The 13,336-nt window shown below is 68.2% G+C and carries 12 protein-coding genes; 8 read left to right on the forward strand and 4 right to left on the reverse strand.

Features of this window, described 5'->3' with window-relative positions:
• Positions 1–77: 77 nt before the first annotated feature.
• Positions 78–491, forward strand: coding sequence for a hypothetical protein (locus tag AB0E69_RS24970; RefSeq protein ID WP_360150542.1), 414 nt, complete (start codon positions 78–80; stop codon positions 489–491).
• A gap of 55 nt (positions 492–546) precedes the next feature.
• On the opposite strand, the gene AB0E69_RS24975 is transcribed toward AB0E69_RS24970, so the two are convergent.
• From AB0E69_RS24975 to AB0E69_RS24985, 3 genes are all read right to left on the reverse strand, one after another.
• The gene (locus tag AB0E69_RS24975) at positions 547–4,299 is read right to left on the reverse strand and encodes an endo-alpha-N-acetylgalactosaminidase family protein (protein WP_360150545.1); all 3,753 of its coding nucleotides are present in this window, start codon (positions 4,297–4,299) and stop codon (positions 547–549) included.
• A gap of 61 nt (positions 4,300–4,360) precedes the next feature.
• A complete protein-coding gene (gene fahA / locus AB0E69_RS24980) occupies positions 4,361–5,560 on the reverse strand; it encodes a fumarylacetoacetase (RefSeq protein ID WP_360150548.1) in 1,200 nt (399 codons plus the stop codon).
• Positions 5,557–6,411 carry a hypothetical protein gene (locus AB0E69_RS24985; protein ID WP_360150551.1) on the reverse strand — a complete coding sequence of 285 codons (855 nt, stop codon included), beginning with the start codon at positions 6,409–6,411 and terminating at the stop codon, positions 5,557–5,559. The genes fahA and AB0E69_RS24985 overlap by 4 nt, the downstream gene beginning before the upstream one ends.
• A 74-nt stretch (positions 6,412–6,485) precedes the next feature.
• Here AB0E69_RS24985 and AB0E69_RS24990 point away from each other — a divergent pair, with 74 nt between their 5' ends.
• Genes AB0E69_RS24990 through AB0E69_RS25005 form a run of 4 tightly spaced genes read left to right on the forward strand, consistent with a single transcriptional unit; the run spans position 6,486 to position 9,238 of the window.
• The gene (locus tag AB0E69_RS24990; RefSeq protein ID WP_360150553.1) at positions 6,486–7,679 is read left to right on the forward strand and encodes a homogentisate 1,2-dioxygenase domain-containing protein; all 1,194 of its coding nucleotides are present in this window, start codon (positions 6,486–6,488) and stop codon (positions 7,677–7,679) included.
• A gap of 58 nt (positions 7,680–7,737) precedes the next feature.
• Complete coding sequence (locus AB0E69_RS24995) at positions 7,738–8,382, forward strand: hypothetical protein (protein WP_360150556.1); 645 nt, start codon at positions 7,738–7,740, stop codon at positions 8,380–8,382.
• A gap of 26 nt (positions 8,383–8,408) precedes the next feature.
• Positions 8,409–9,014 (forward strand): hypothetical protein, encoded by a 606-nt coding sequence (locus AB0E69_RS25000; protein WP_360150559.1) that lies wholly within the window; start codon positions 8,409–8,411, stop codon positions 9,012–9,014.
• Entirely contained in the window at positions 9,011–9,238 is a 228-nt protein-coding gene (locus tag AB0E69_RS25005) for a hypothetical protein (protein ID WP_360150562.1), read from the forward strand. Before AB0E69_RS25000 ends, AB0E69_RS25005 begins: the two co-directional genes overlap by 4 nt.
• Here AB0E69_RS25005 and AB0E69_RS25010 read toward each other — a convergent pair.
• Positions 9,220–10,026, reverse strand: coding sequence for a polysaccharide deacetylase family protein (locus tag AB0E69_RS25010; protein WP_360150565.1), 807 nt, complete (start codon positions 10,024–10,026; stop codon positions 9,220–9,222). The two genes, AB0E69_RS25005 and AB0E69_RS25010, sit on opposite strands and share 19 nt — an antisense overlap.
• Positions 10,027–10,100: 74 nt before the next feature.
• Here AB0E69_RS25010 and AB0E69_RS25015 point away from each other — a divergent pair, with 74 nt between their 5' ends.
• Genes AB0E69_RS25015 through AB0E69_RS25025 form a run of 3 tightly spaced genes read left to right on the forward strand, consistent with a single transcriptional unit; the run spans position 10,101 to position 13,262 of the window.
• Positions 10,101–11,789, forward strand: a complete 1,689-nt coding sequence (locus AB0E69_RS25015; protein ID WP_360150568.1) for a 5'-nucleotidase C-terminal domain-containing protein — start codon at positions 10,101–10,103, stop codon at positions 11,787–11,789.
• Positions 11,790–11,823: 34 nt separating this feature from the next.
• Positions 11,824–12,414: a sigma-70 family RNA polymerase sigma factor gene (locus tag AB0E69_RS25020; RefSeq protein ID WP_360150571.1), complete on the forward strand. Its 591-nt coding sequence runs from the start codon at positions 11,824–11,826 to the stop codon at positions 12,412–12,414.
• Positions 12,411–13,262, forward strand: coding sequence for a hypothetical protein (locus AB0E69_RS25025; protein ID WP_360150574.1), 852 nt, complete (start codon positions 12,411–12,413; stop codon positions 13,260–13,262). Before AB0E69_RS25020 ends, AB0E69_RS25025 begins: the two co-directional genes overlap by 4 nt.
• Positions 13,263–13,336 lie beyond the last annotated feature (74 nt).

The following is a 13,336-nucleotide window of genomic DNA, read 5'->3' on the forward strand; positions in this document are numbered from 1 at the left end:
AACCCTTCAACCTTTCGCCGGGTCGCGTCGTCTCTATCCCCGTAAAGCTCAGCAAATACGAGGGGAAACCAAGAATCATGCGCGCTCAGTTCGTACGTCGTACCGCCGCTGCTGTTGCCGGTCTCGCGCTGTCGGCCGGAGGTGTCGGCGTCGCCGGCGCCCTGCAGGCCGACGCGGCCACCACCCACCTGGCCGCGGCGAGCACCCCGGCCGTGGCGAAGTCGGTCACGATCAAGGCTGCCGGGACCTACGTCCCGCTGTGGGCCAAGGTTCCGCTGACCGGCAAGACCACCGGCATCGCGAGGAACACCGTGGTCCAGGTGCAGCGCCTGCAGAGCGGCAAGTGGGTGAACTTCCCGGCCACCACGAAGGTGACCAGCAAGGGCACCTACTCGGTCTGGGTGGCCAGCGGCCGCACCGGCGTCAACAAGTTCCGCGTCGTCGCCGCGAAGACCGCGAGCCCGTCGGTCGCCATCACGTACGTCAAGTGAAGCCCGAAGCGGCGCCACTCCCTGGGGGCGGGAGTGGCGCCGCTTTGCCTTGCAGTCAGTGCGTTCCGTAGACGTTCAGCTCGGCGGCGGAGCCGAAGACGGCGCCGTTGAGCGAGCTGGTGCCGACGAACTTCACGAACCGGCCGGGCTTCGCGGTGAAGTTGACCCGCTGGACCGCCGTGCTGTTCGGGAACTCGCCGGTCGCGACCGGCGTACCCCAGTCCTGGCCGTCGGTGCTCACATAGAGCTCGTAGCCCTTGAACATGCCGTTCGTCCCGCTCTGCCGGGGCAGGTAGCTGAGCCCGTTGACCTGGTACGTCGATCCGAGGTCGAGGGTCATGAAGTGCGGGAAGCCGGCCGGTGTGCTGACCTCGGACCAGGCGGAATGCCAGATGGTGCTGGGGTTTCCGTCCAGGGCCATGGTCGCGGCGCCGCCGGTGGCGACGTCCTCACTGTCCACGGCAGCCACAGTGATCCGGGACTGCGGCACGATTCCCGGTGGTAGCACCGTTGCCTCGCCGGTGATCGTTGCCTGACCACCCGTTGCCGTCAGCCCGTACTTTCCTTCCGGGGTGCCGGCTGGTGGGGTGACGTCCCACTTCGTGGTGACGCTGGTGCCGGGGGCAACGGCCGCGTGGGTGGCCGGTGTGGTCGGGGTGACGGTCCAGCCGTCGGGTGCGGTCAGGCCGAGCGTGATGTTGGCAGCGGCAACCACATCGTTGTTGGTGAAGGTGGTGGTGACGCTGTTGGCCTCGCCGCTGACGAGACCGGTCAGCCCGGACAACGCGACCGAGGTGCAGTCGGCCGGGTCGGACGTCGTACCGAGATCCCTCACGGCGAAGTTGTCCATGACGAAGTCGGTCTGGTCGCCGCCGTCCGAGAGTTTGCGCAGGCCGACCCAGTAGTCGCCGCCGCAGCCGGCCACGAACTGCTGGTTGAAGGTCGCCTTGGTCCGCTGCTCGCCGATCGGAGTGGACTTGACGTCGACCGAGGCGGGACGGTCGACGCCCTGGACCCAGGCGTACTGGCCGGCGCGGCCGCTCTCGTAGTCGAAGCTGACCTGGTACTTGTGGCCTGGCTGGAAGTTCACCGTCGACAGCGTGGTCCGATAGACCAGCCCTTGGTTCTCCTCGTGTGACTTCAGCGACCAGTCACCGTCGAGAACGTCGTCGACAAGCTTCCCGTTCCAGCCCGCCTGCGTGTATGGCGCGTGCTTCTTGGCCAGCACCGTCCGCGGGTCGGTGACGCCACCCGCATCACCCTTCACGAACGGTCCCCACCCCTGATCCACATTCTCGAAGTCGTCCACGAGACCGGCGGCCGGCCGCGTCGTCTCCACCACCCGCACATCGTCAACCCGCACTCGAGCGGACCCTGCTGGTGAGGAGATTCCCAGGTCAGCGGTGCTTCCCTTGGCATCGAAGAGGACTCGCACCCGCTGGTAGTACGCGTCGTGTTTGTCGTCAGAGGCAACCAGGTTCTGCGCGGTCGACCTTGTCACAACGTTGGTCACACCATCAATCGAGATCGTTGTCGGACGAGACTTTCCCGGCTCGACCTCGATCCACGCCGACGCGCTGTAGGTCTTGCCGCGGGTCAGGCCGGTGATCCGCTGGCTGATGGACGACCTGCGGGTGCCGAGCTCCGCGACGTGCTGGCCGTTGTCGAGGGCGGAGATGGTGGCGCCGCCGGTAGCGTTCCACGCCTGCAGGTTGCCTGCGTTGAATCCTGGGTCTTGGACGTGGCTGCTCTCACCCCAGGCAGGGTTCTTGGGCTGCGGAGCGACTGCCGGGTAGATCACGTACGGTTTGCCCGGGACTGCGTCCAGCGTGACGGTTCCTTGGTGAGCGCGGATGGTGGTTGGCTTGGTGCGGCCGGTGTCGCTGAGCTGGTAGGCGGTGAAGGTCTGCGCACTCGCGAAGGCTGCGGGCAGCTGCCACGTAGTACGGCCGCCGGCGGGGTTGTAGTGGTAGAGCTTCTTGTTGCTGTCCCACGGGAGCAGGTACTTGTCGCCGTCGATCACCTTCGCGTTGCCGACGTACACGGCGCGTTTGCCGTTCTCGACCGCGCCGCGGACGCCGCCGGTGAAGGCGATGTCGTTGGCGTTCCAGTCCAGGATCTGTTGCTGCTGGAGGAACTTGGCCGGCAGGTTCTGCTTCCAGATGTTGGCGTAGAACGCATTCCAGTCGGTCTCGCCGGTCCAGCCCTCGAACTCGACGATGCTGGCCTGGCCGAGGATCGGGTCGGCGTTCCAGACGTCCTTCTCGTGGTTGCGGACGAACCGGATGATCCTGCTGTTCAGGCCCTTGTTGGTCGGGCCGCCGTAGTCGAGATCGTTGGCCCAGTGCGACCAGAGCGACGTCCGCTCGTGCCGGTCGGCCCACTCGGTCGCGATCTGCCAGCCCTGGCCGGCGAGCTGCCGGGTCAGGCCGTCGGCGAGCCAGCCGGACTGGTAGTACACGTCGATGTAGAGCTCCTGCAGGTTCTGGTCCGTCTCGTTGCGGAGCTGCTGGAAGCGGTTCACGATGTTGCCAGAGGCAAGGTCAGGGCGCTGCTTCATGTAGTAGCTCTGGTTGAGCCAGTTCCAGCCCTTGGCGGTCTTGTCGACGAGGCTCTCGTTGAAAGCGTTGGCCTCCGGGTAGGACTCGGTCGCGTTGACGTGGACGCCGAAGGCGGCGTTCCAGTTCTTGCCCTGCTTGAGCAGGGTGTTGAGGTCGGTCAGGCCGCCGGCGCGGAGGTTGTAGTTGCCGCCGTAGTCCGGGTGGCCGGAGTCGTGGCCCTCGGACGCGTAGCCCTTGAGGATCGCCATTTGGCCGAGTCCGTCGGTGGCGAGCGAGATCCGTTTCACGTCGTCGAGCGTGCGCAGGAACGGGTGCGTCGCCTGGCTCGCGAAGTTGAACGGGATGTGCGTGACGACGCGATCCTTGACCTGGTCCCCGCCCTGCGGCTCGGTCATGATCGAGCGGAACGCGATCGCGCCGTCCTCCCAGTCGACAGTCTGGTCGTGGTTCGCGTCGGGGGTGACGACGACCTGCGCCCAGGGGAGCGGCTCGGTGTACGGCGAGGTGTCGGCGCGGTACGTCCACTGGCCGCTCCAGACGCCGACGCGGGTGCTGCCGTCGGCGTTCTTCCGGGCTCGGTGCCAGAACCGCGCACCGTCGTCGACGGACTGCCCGGAGGGCTTGTCGTACGTCGAGTTGGACTCGATCCCGGCGGCGAGCCCGCTGGTGCTGACGAACGCGTACGTCGCTCCGGTCGCGGCGGCGTCGGCCGGGGTGTCGGCGGTGACGGGCGCGATCTTGTCCGCCGTACGGGTGGAGTCGGGGTCGAGCGTGGTGAACGCGGTCGTGGCGCCCGCGTCCGTACTCGCTACGGAGACGAGATCCTGGTCCGGGATGTCGATCGTGTGCACGCGGGCGGCGTCGGTGTCGCGGACCGCGTCGATCGCGAATGTCGTCACCCGCCCGGTCAGGCTCAGGCTGGCATCGAGCTCGACACCGGGCAGGGCGTCGAAGCCGAGGTGGTACGACGCCTTCGCACCACTCACCGCGGCGGGTGCGGTCAGCTGGGCGATCCGCGCGACACCGTCGATCGTCACGGTGGAGATCGCGTCGGGTTGGCCACCGAGCGCCTGCCCGGACGCGTTCTCGACGTACTTGATCACCCGCGGGAAGTCGCTCCCCACGGTGACCGTCAACTCCGGCGATCGCAGCGTCAGGTCACCGGCAGCATGCGCCCCAACCGGCACGCTCAGCACCCCGGCACCGAACGCTACAGCCAGTGCTGCACACCCCACTGAACGTTTCATGCGACAAAAGTTCGCACGTAACAGCTAAGAGGTCAAGAGAAACGAACAGTTATGAACAAGTTCAGGCAGGAGTGATCGTGCCGGACACCTCGCCGAGGCCGAGGCGCTTGCCGGTTGGGGTGGTGGCCCAGGCGGTGATGGTTACCTCGTCGCCGTCTTGGAGGAAGGTGTGTTCCTGGCCGTCGAGGACGAGGGGGTCGCGGCCTGCCCAGGTTAGTTCGATGAGGGAGCCTCGTTGGGTTTTTTCGGGGCCGCTGATTGTGCCTGAGGCGTAGAGGTCGCCGGTGCGGAGGGTGGCGCCGTTGGCGGTCAGGTGGGCGAGCATCTGGGCGGGGGACCAGTAGGTGTCGCGGTACGGCGGGGTGCTGATGACGTGACCGTTCAGGCGGACTTCGAAGGTGATGTCGTAGTTCGTCAGGTTCTTTCCGGCCAGGTAGGGGAGGACGGGTGGGTCCTGCGCCGGGAGGGGGACGGCGGCGGGGTTCAAGGCGTCGAGGGAGATGACCCACGGGGAGATCGAGGTCGCGAAGGACTTGCCCAGGAACGGGCCGAGGGGGACGTACTCCCACGCCTGGAGGTCGCGAGCGGACCAGTCGTTGACCAGGACCACGCCGAACACGTGGTTCTCGAAATCGTCAACGGAAACAGGGGTTCCGAGCGTCGACGGCGTGCCGACCACGTAGCCGAGCTCCACCTCGATGTCGAGCCGTTGGGACGGCCCGAACGACGGGACCGGCTCCGTCGGGGACTTGCGCTGGCCCGACGGCCGGACGATGTCGGTGCCACTGGCAACGATCGTGCCGGCGCGGCCGTGGTACCCGACCGGGAGGTGTTTCCAGTTCGGAAGCAGCGGCTCGGAGTCGGGGCGGAAGAGCCGGCCCAGGTTCGTCGCGTGCTGCTCGGAGGCGTAGAAGTCGACGTAGTCCGCGACCTCGAACGGCAGCTGCATCGTGACCGCGGACTGCGGGATCAGGTGCGGTTCGACGGCGTCGCGCTGGCCGGGGTTGCTGACCAGGTCGAGGAGCCAGTTGCGGGTGGCTCGCCAGGCGGGCCGGCCGAGGGCGAGGAACCCGTTCAGCGTCGGCTGCGCGAACAGTTGCGCGCCATCCAGCATCTCCGCCGACGCGACCGGCGCCAGGTCGATCACCTGGTCCCCGATCGCGGCCCCGACCCGCGGCTCCTCGTCGCCGTACCGGAACACGCCGAGCGGCAGGTTGTCCGCGCCGAAGGGTGACCCCTCCGGAATCTCGATCCAGCTCACACGTCCCCCATCAGGTTCAAGGTGTTCAGGTCCTGCCGCGGCTCGTCGATGCTGCACGAGCCGAAGGAGGTGAACCACTTCCGCGCACTCGCCGCCCGCTCCTCGGTCAGCTCCCGTGCTCGCGCGGCCAGCTCGTTTCCGTCGCGCGACCCCAGGATCTGGGTCAGTTCGTCGCGGGACGAGCCGTCCAGCGAGGCACGGGTGGCCAGCAGTACGTTCAGGAAGCCGTGGTGCTCGAAGGACGAATCTGCCGCGGTATGGCGGACCGCGTTGTGCAGCCCAGCCGTGCACTTGAAGGGCACTTCGTAGTCCAGGCAGGTAGTGATGAACGCAGCTACTTGATCCTCGGACGGGAAGAGCGATGCGTCCATGCCACCCGTGCGGAGCTTCGCGGCGTACCCGGCGTCCGCGATCACGCCGAGCGCCCGCTCCCACGCTCCGTCCAGACCGACCTCGACGTACGCCGTCTCGTTGTCCAGGCAGTCGTCGCACACCCGCACGACCCGCAGCGCGTTCCGGGACAGGTCCTCCTCGTCGCGCAGCCGGACCTCGACACCCGTCACCTTCACGTCCGGCGACCGGTCGCCCCAGCGGATCGCGGGTTCGATCCCGCCGGCGCCGCCGGTGATCACGACCGACACCTCGAGCGGATCCGGCCCGGTCCGCGCGGCCTCCGCGGCGACCTTCATCAGGTCCTCGTCGGTGCAGACGAACGAGCCGACCAGGTCGGCGTACGGCGCGGCCCGGTGCGTCCGATGCGCCGCGACCGCGTCCGCCAGCGGGAGGTTCCCCGGCGGGAACATCGCAGCGTCGTCGACCAGGTGCCGGAACAGGGCAGGGACGGTTGACATGGGTCCGAGCCTAACGGATGCTTTCGGTAAGCGGACGCAAGCGTCCGACTATCGTACAGCGGGAGTTCGAAGAGATGGCGTTCTACCGGCAGGTCGGTGAGGTTCCACCCAAGCGGCACACCCAGTTCCGGAAACCGGACGGCGGGCTGTACTACGAGGAGCTGATGGGCGAGGAGGGGTTCTCGTCGGACTCGTCGTTGCTGTACCACGCCGGCGTACCGTCCGCGATCGTGGACTCGCAGGTGTGGGACCTGCCGGACCTCGCCACCGTCCCGAACCACCCGCTGACGCCCCGGCACCTGAAGCTCCACGACCTGTTCACCGACACGTCGAAGTCGAACGCCGTCGAGGACCGCAGCCTGGTTCTCGGCAACGGCGACGTCCGGATCTCGTACGTCGTTGCCGAGCAGCCCTCGCCGTACTACCGGAACGCGATCGGCGACGAGTGCGTGTACGTCGAGAAGGGCACCGCAACCGTCGAGACCGTGTTCGGCACGCTGAACGCGGTCGAGGGCGACTACGTGATCATCCCGCGGGCGACCACGCACCGCTGGCTGCCCGGTCCGAACGGCGTGCATGCGTACGCGATCGAGGCCAACAGCCACATTGCTCCGCCGAAGCGCTACCTGTCCCGCTACGGCCAGTTCCTCGAGCACTCGCCGTACTGCGAACGCGACCTGCACCCGACGACCGAGCCGCTCGTGGTCGAGGGCACCGACGTCGAGGTCCTCGTGAAGCACCGCGGGAACGGCGCCGGCGGCATCGTCGGCAGCCGGATGACGTATGCGACGCACCCGTTCGACGTGGTCGGGTGGGACGGTTGCCTGTACCCGTACACGTTCAACGTGAGCGACTTCGAGCCCATCACCGGGCGGATCCACCAGCCGCCGCCAGTGCACCAGGTGTTCGAGGGGTACAACTTCGTCGTCTGCAACTTCGTCCCGCGGAAGGTCGACTACCACCCGCTGTCCGTGCCGGTGCCGTACTACCACTCGAATGTCGACTCCGACGAGGTGATGTTCTACTGCGGCGGCGACTACGAGGCGCGCAAGGGCTCCGGAATCGGCCTCGGCTCGATCTCCCTGCATCCCGGCGGCTACGCCCACGGCCCGCAGCCGAGCGCCATCGAGGCCTCCCTGGGCGTCGACCGCTTCGAAGAGCTCGCCGTCATGGTCGACACGTTCCGCCCGCTCGAACTGGGCGAAGCCGGCCAAGCATCCGACGACGGCACCTACGCCTGGACCTGGGCGGGCAGACGCAAGGAGTGACCGGGTCCTGTGACAAGCTTGGGCGGTGCCGACTCGGAGTGTGTGGGATTCTTGGGCGGTGGGCGAGCACGGGGACGCATCACCTGAGGGGCCGCCGGAGACGTTTGTGATCGGCATCGACCGGGACGCGGTGCTCCGCCGGCGTGAGGTCGTGCGGACGGTCGAGCGGCGCGGTGGCTGGATCACGCTCGCCATCGGACTGGTCGGCATCACGGCCGCGGTCTATGCGCTGATCGCGTTCAAAGGCTCGGGGATGTGGCCGTTCGCGCTGCTGCTGATCCTCGCCATGACGCCGCTGATCCTCAGCACGGTGATGGTCCTGCGGCTGCAGGCTGAGCGTAAGCACTGGTACGACGCCAACGAGCTGCAGCCCGTCGCGATGCGGATGTCCGCCAAGGGTCTCGAGCTCGCGTGCGACGGAGCGGCGTACCCCGTGATGCTGCCGTGGGCGACCGTGCGGGGCTTCCGCCAGCAGAAGCACCTCGGGCAGTACGTGCTCGAGCTGTCCCTCGTCCCCGGCGCCGGGGCAACAACAGCCGGCGTTCGCGGCCTCGACCAGCCGTCGGTCCGGACCGTGGTCAAGCCGAACCCGCTCCTCCGCCCGACCGGCCTCTTCCTGGTCAAGGCCCTGGACCACCCGGTGCACGTCATCGACGAAGCGCTCCGGCACTACTCCGGCGGTACGGCGAGCGTCGAGCGCTGACCCTCCCGGCCTGTCAGGCTCGGACCATGAACGAGAGCTTCGTGGTCGGCCTGAACCGGGAAGAGGTCCTGCGGCGGCGCGCCACGGTCCGGCGCACCCGCCTGATCGGTGGCGGGATCACGCTCACGATGACCGCGATCGGGCTCGGGCTGTCGATCGTGCTGACGATCATGCTCGGCGACTACTGGATGATCGGCCTGCTGATGATCGCGTCGATGGTCATCCTCGGGTCGAGCGGGATCCAGGCGCTCCGCCAGGGCACGAAGCTGAAGCGCTGGTACGACGCGACAGACCTGCCGCCGTACGCGCTCCGGATGACGCCCGCTGCGCTGGAGCTCGGCGTCGAAGGCGCACCGGCACCCGTCGTCCTGCCCTGGCCGGCGGTCGTCGGCCTCCGCTACCAGCGCAAGTTCGGCCAGCCGATCCTCGAGGTCGTCCTCCAGCCCGGCGTCACTCCGGCGAGCCCGGGCGTCACCGGCCTCGACCAGCCCGCCGCCCGAGCCACCCTCCAGCCGAGCAAGTGGATCAAGACCGCCGGCTTCTACGGCGTCGCCTCGCTCGACCAGTCAGTCGAAGCCATCGACCAAGCCCTCCGCCACTTCTCGAACGGCGTCGCGGCCGTCGCCCGATGACGCAGGAGCAGCGTTGGGAGGCACGCAAGCTCTGGACGGACATCGTCCGCCTGCGGATCGCGACCGGTCTGCTGATCACCACTGGGCTCGTGCTGCTGTTCCTGCTGGACTCGCCGCTGCCGGGACTGCTGGTCGGACTGAGCGCCTTCTTCGTGTATGCCGCGGTGGCGAGCCGAGTCGCTCGGCTCCGGAAGCTGCGTCGGGGTCAGCAGGGGAGTGAGTGATAGCTCCAACCCTGTTTGTCGAGGGTTGTGAGTGCGCGGTCCAGGGCGGCGACGGTCTGGGCGCGGTTTCCGCCGCCGTCGTGCATGAGGATGATGTTGCCCGGGCGGGCACCGGCGAGGATGGCGTGCTCGATGGACGCGGCGCCCGGCTTCTTCCAGTCGTTGGTGTCGACGTCCCAGAGGATCTGCCGCTGGTGCCGGGACGCTGCCACTGCGGCAACGCGAGCGTTGGTGTCGCGGAACGGTGGGCGGAAGCATTTCGACTCGATGCCCGTATAGATCTCCTGGTGCAGCCTCGCCGGCGTGAGGTGGGTCAGCATCGGGTGGTCCCAGGTGTGGTTCCCGGTCCGGTGCCCGGCCGCGCGCTCCGCCGCGAGCAGCTCGGGGAACTGCTGCACCTGCATGCCGAGCACGAAGAACGTCGCGTGTGCCTTGTGTTTGCGCAGGACCTGCAGGACCTTCGGCGTCCACTCACCCTGGGGCCCGTCGTCGAACGTCAGGTACAGCACCTTGCCGTGCGCGGCCAGGTTCCAGTCGTCCTCCGGCACACTCTTGGCTGGCGGCTTGACCTCCGGCTTGTGCGCGTGCGTCGTCTTGGTCGCCGACGGCGCACCCTGTTTGCGCGTGATCGGCGTACCGAGCGGGCCTCGACTCGTGACAGCAGCGGCCTGCACCACCGGCGGGGAGGTTGTCGCCGATTGGTCGTTGGGATGGGCGGCTTGGGCGAGGACGGCACCGCAGAGCAGGGCGGCGACCAACGGCAGGATCTTGCCGGGCGGCTTGGTCATGGTGCGCATCTTCTCGCGTCACTGGGTTCATCCCGAAATCGAGGCGGGGGCGTGTCGCCCTTATCGTGGGCAGTGTGGCCGCAGATCCGATCCGCCTGACCGTGCTCGGCACGACCGATGTGCACGGCAATGTCGTCAACTGGGACTACTACCGGAGCGCGGAGTACGACGACCACGCGCACAACGACATCGGCCTGGCCAAGATCGCAAGCCTGGTTCGGAAAATCCGAAACGACGTCTCCCCGCGGCCGCTGCTGCTGGACGCCGGCGACACCATCCAGGGCACGCCGCTCGCGTACTACTTCGCGCGGATCGAGCCGATCACCGACGGCCACGTGCACCCGGTGGCCGCCGCGATGAACCTGATCGGGTACGACGCCGCCGCGCTCGGCAACCACGAGTTCAACTACGGCATCGACGTACTGCGGACCTTCGAGGAGCAGCTCGAGTTCCCGCTGCTCGGGGCGAACGCTCATGACGCGACGACGGGCGAGCCGGTGTTCCCGCCGTACCTCCTGATCTCCGTCGACGTCCCGGGTGAGCCGCCGATCACGGTCGGGGTGCTCGGGCTGACGAATCCCGGGATCGCGATCTGGGACAAGCCGATCGTCGAGGGCCGCTACGCCTTCGGCGGCGTCGTCGAGCAGGCGCAGTACTGGGTGCCGAAGGTCCGCGCCGCCGGGGCCGACGTGGTGATCGTCGCCGCGCACTCCGGGATGAATCTCTCCTCGTCGTACGGCGACGCGCTGCCGGTGCCCGAGAATGCGTCGGTGCTGATGGCCGAGACCGTGCCCGGGATCGACGCCGTCCTGGTCGGTCACGCACACGTGGAGATCCCCGAGCGGCTCGTCACCAATATCGTGGGCGAACCGGTCGTGCTGACCGAACCGCTGAAGTGGGGCATGCGGCTGTCGGTGATCGAGTTCGACCTGGCTCGCGTCGACGACCGCTGGACGGTCACCAACAGGCGCGCCGAGGTGCTGAACGCCAACACCGTCGAGGCAGCGCCGGACGTTGTCGCCGTACTGCAGAAGGATCACGACAAGGTCGTCGAGTACGTGAACTCCAAGATCGGCACCTGTACGACTGCGATGTCCGCCGCGACGGCCGCCTGGGAGGACACGGCCGCGCTCGACTTCGTCAACTTCGTCCAGGCCGACGCGGTGTCCCGAGCGATGGTGGGGACGCCGTACGCCGACCTGCCGGTGCTCGCGATCGCGGCGCCGTTCAGCCGCTCGGCCGTGATCCCTGCCGGCGAGGTGTCGCTGCGGGACGTCGCTGGTCTCTACGTCTTCGACAACACGCTTCTCGCGGTGCTCCTGAATGGCGCTCAGGTTAAGGACTACCTGGAGTACTCCGCGTGGTACTACCACCAGGTCGTGGGAACCGGGCCGTTCCGCCCCGACCAGCTCACCAATGCCCCCACCGAGACCGCGCCCACCGGCACGCCGGACTACAACTACGACATCGTCGGCGGGCTCTCCTACGCGATCGACCTCGCCCAGCCGGTCGGGTCGCGGATCACCGGCCTGACCGTCCGGCCGGACCAGCAGTACGTCGTTGCGCTCAACAACTACCGGCAGTCCGGCAGCGGCAACTTCCCGCACGTCACCACCGCGCCGGTCGTCCACGACCCGCAGACCGAGATCCGTCAGCTGCTGATCGACTACGTCACCACGGTCGGCACCATCGACCCGGCCGACTTCCGGACCGGCCATTGGTCGCTCGTCTCCGGCGGTGCCCCGATCATCGTCGAGCCGTGAGGTAATACCGGGCGTCTGCCGGACACAACCAGGTATGACGCGAACGGTGCCGGCCCGCGGTGGGCCACGGGAGGACAGCGAGGACGGCATGGTCGACCCGGATCCACGGCCGGACTTCGAGAGCTTGTTCCGGAGCCATCACGACGACGTACTGCGGTACTTCGTCCGCCGGCTCGACGTCCGCGCGGACGCGGCCGACCTGGTCGCGGAGACCTTCCTGGTCGCCTGGCGCCGGGCGGACGACGTACCGCGTGGTGGGGCCCTGCCGTGGCTGTACGGCGTGGCGCGCCGGGTGCTGGCCAATCACCGCCGCGGGGAGACGCGGCGGCACGGGCTCGCCGACAAGCTGCGGGACGACCTGCGGTCGATGCCGCCGGAGTCGGAGACCGCGCTCGAGGTGCAGCACGCGGCTGAGGTGTTCCGGCAGCTGCCGGAGGCGGATCGCGAGCTGCTGTCGCTGGTCGCCTGGGAGGGCCTCGACACCGCGCAGTTGGCGGCGGCGCTCGGGTGCTCACGCAGTACGGCGGCCGTCCGCCTGCACCGGGCGCGCCGGCGGCTCGAACGCATGCTGAACCAGACCACCCCGGGTCGGGTACCGGCCCGCGCACGAGGAGAGCGCGCATGAACACCATCGAACGGCTCCGCGAGCTCGACCCGATCGCCGGGAACGACCCCGCCGAGGTCGTCCGCGACGAGAGCCGGGCGGACCTGCTGGCCGGCATCACCCGGGCGCCACGCACGGCCTCGGCTTCGGCTTCGGCTTCGCGGGAAGGCGAAGGTCTGGGACTGCCAGTGGGGTCGGCGCGGCGGCGGGTCCGGCACGTCCTGGTCCCGGCGGTCGTTGCCGCGGTCGTCGCTGCCGCGGTCGCCGTCGTGGTCGTGAAGCTGCCGGGCGACGACAGTCACGAGGCGCTCGGGCCGGCGCTCTCGTTCACGACCGAGGGCAACTACCTCCGGGTGCGGATCGTGGACCCGCTGGCGGACACTGCGCGGTACAACAAGGAGTTCAAGAAGCACCATCTGAACATCACGCTCGAGCTCGACCCCGGCTCGCCGTCGATCGTCGGCCACAGCCCGGCCGCCGCGTTCGGACCGGACTCGGACGACATCCAGCAGAGCGACGATCCGCCGGGGTGCGTCAAGGCGGCGACGTACCCGTGCTACCCCCAGTTCCTGATCCCGAAGAACTACTCCGGCCAGGCCGGCCTGGTGATCGCCCGCGCGGCCAAGCCCGGCGAGGAGATCCAGTTCAACGGCCCGATCGACGGCCGGGGAGAGGCGCTGTACGGCGTCAAGTACAAGACCCTGCGCCTCGGCCAGATCCTCGCAATCCTGAAACACCGCGGCTACACGGTAGCCGGCTACCGACTCGGCGGAACCACCCCAAAAACCGTACCCACAACCTACTTCGTCAAGGACGGAGCTCTGATGAAAGACAAAGAAGTCCTCCTCTTCGTCTCCCCAAAACCCTGACCCCTCCGAGCCGACCCGACATTCACCGGCGAGCGCGTGCCTCTAATCCACTACCGCGAGCTTTGTCGGCCAGG

The sequence above is a fragment of the Kribbella sp. NPDC026611 genome (assembly GCF_040638345.1).
Taxonomy (GTDB): Bacteria; Actinomycetota; Actinomycetes; order Propionibacteriales; family Kribbellaceae; genus Kribbella.

What these genes read in the sequence shown, in the direction of transcription:
- AB0E69_RS24970 (WP_360150542.1), top strand. Translation starts at nt 78, where the DNA reads ATGCGCGCTCAGTTCGTACGTCGTACCGCCGCTGCTGTTGCCGGTCTC.
- AB0E69_RS24975 (WP_360150545.1), bottom strand. Translation starts at nt 4,299, where the DNA reads ATGAAACGTTCAGTGGGGTGTGCAGCACTGGCTGTAGCGTTCGGTGCC.
- AB0E69_RS24985 (WP_360150551.1), bottom strand. Translation starts at nt 6,411, where the DNA reads ATGTCAACCGTCCCTGCCCTGTTCCGGCACCTGGTCGACGACGCTGCG.
- AB0E69_RS24990 (WP_360150553.1), top strand. Translation starts at nt 6,486, where the DNA reads ATGGCGTTCTACCGGCAGGTCGGTGAGGTTCCACCCAAGCGGCACACC.
- AB0E69_RS25000 (WP_360150559.1), top strand. Translation starts at nt 8,409, where the DNA reads ATGAACGAGAGCTTCGTGGTCGGCCTGAACCGGGAAGAGGTCCTGCGG.
- AB0E69_RS25005 (WP_360150562.1), top strand. Translation starts at nt 9,011, where the DNA reads ATGACGCAGGAGCAGCGTTGGGAGGCACGCAAGCTCTGGACGGACATC.
- AB0E69_RS25010 (WP_360150565.1), bottom strand. Translation starts at nt 10,026, where the DNA reads ATGACCAAGCCGCCCGGCAAGATCCTGCCGTTGGTCGCCGCCCTGCTC.
- AB0E69_RS25020 (WP_360150571.1), top strand. Translation starts at nt 11,824, where the DNA reads ATGACGCGAACGGTGCCGGCCCGCGGTGGGCCACGGGAGGACAGCGAG.
- AB0E69_RS25025 (WP_360150574.1), top strand. Translation starts at nt 12,411, where the DNA reads ATGAACACCATCGAACGGCTCCGCGAGCTCGACCCGATCGCCGGGAAC.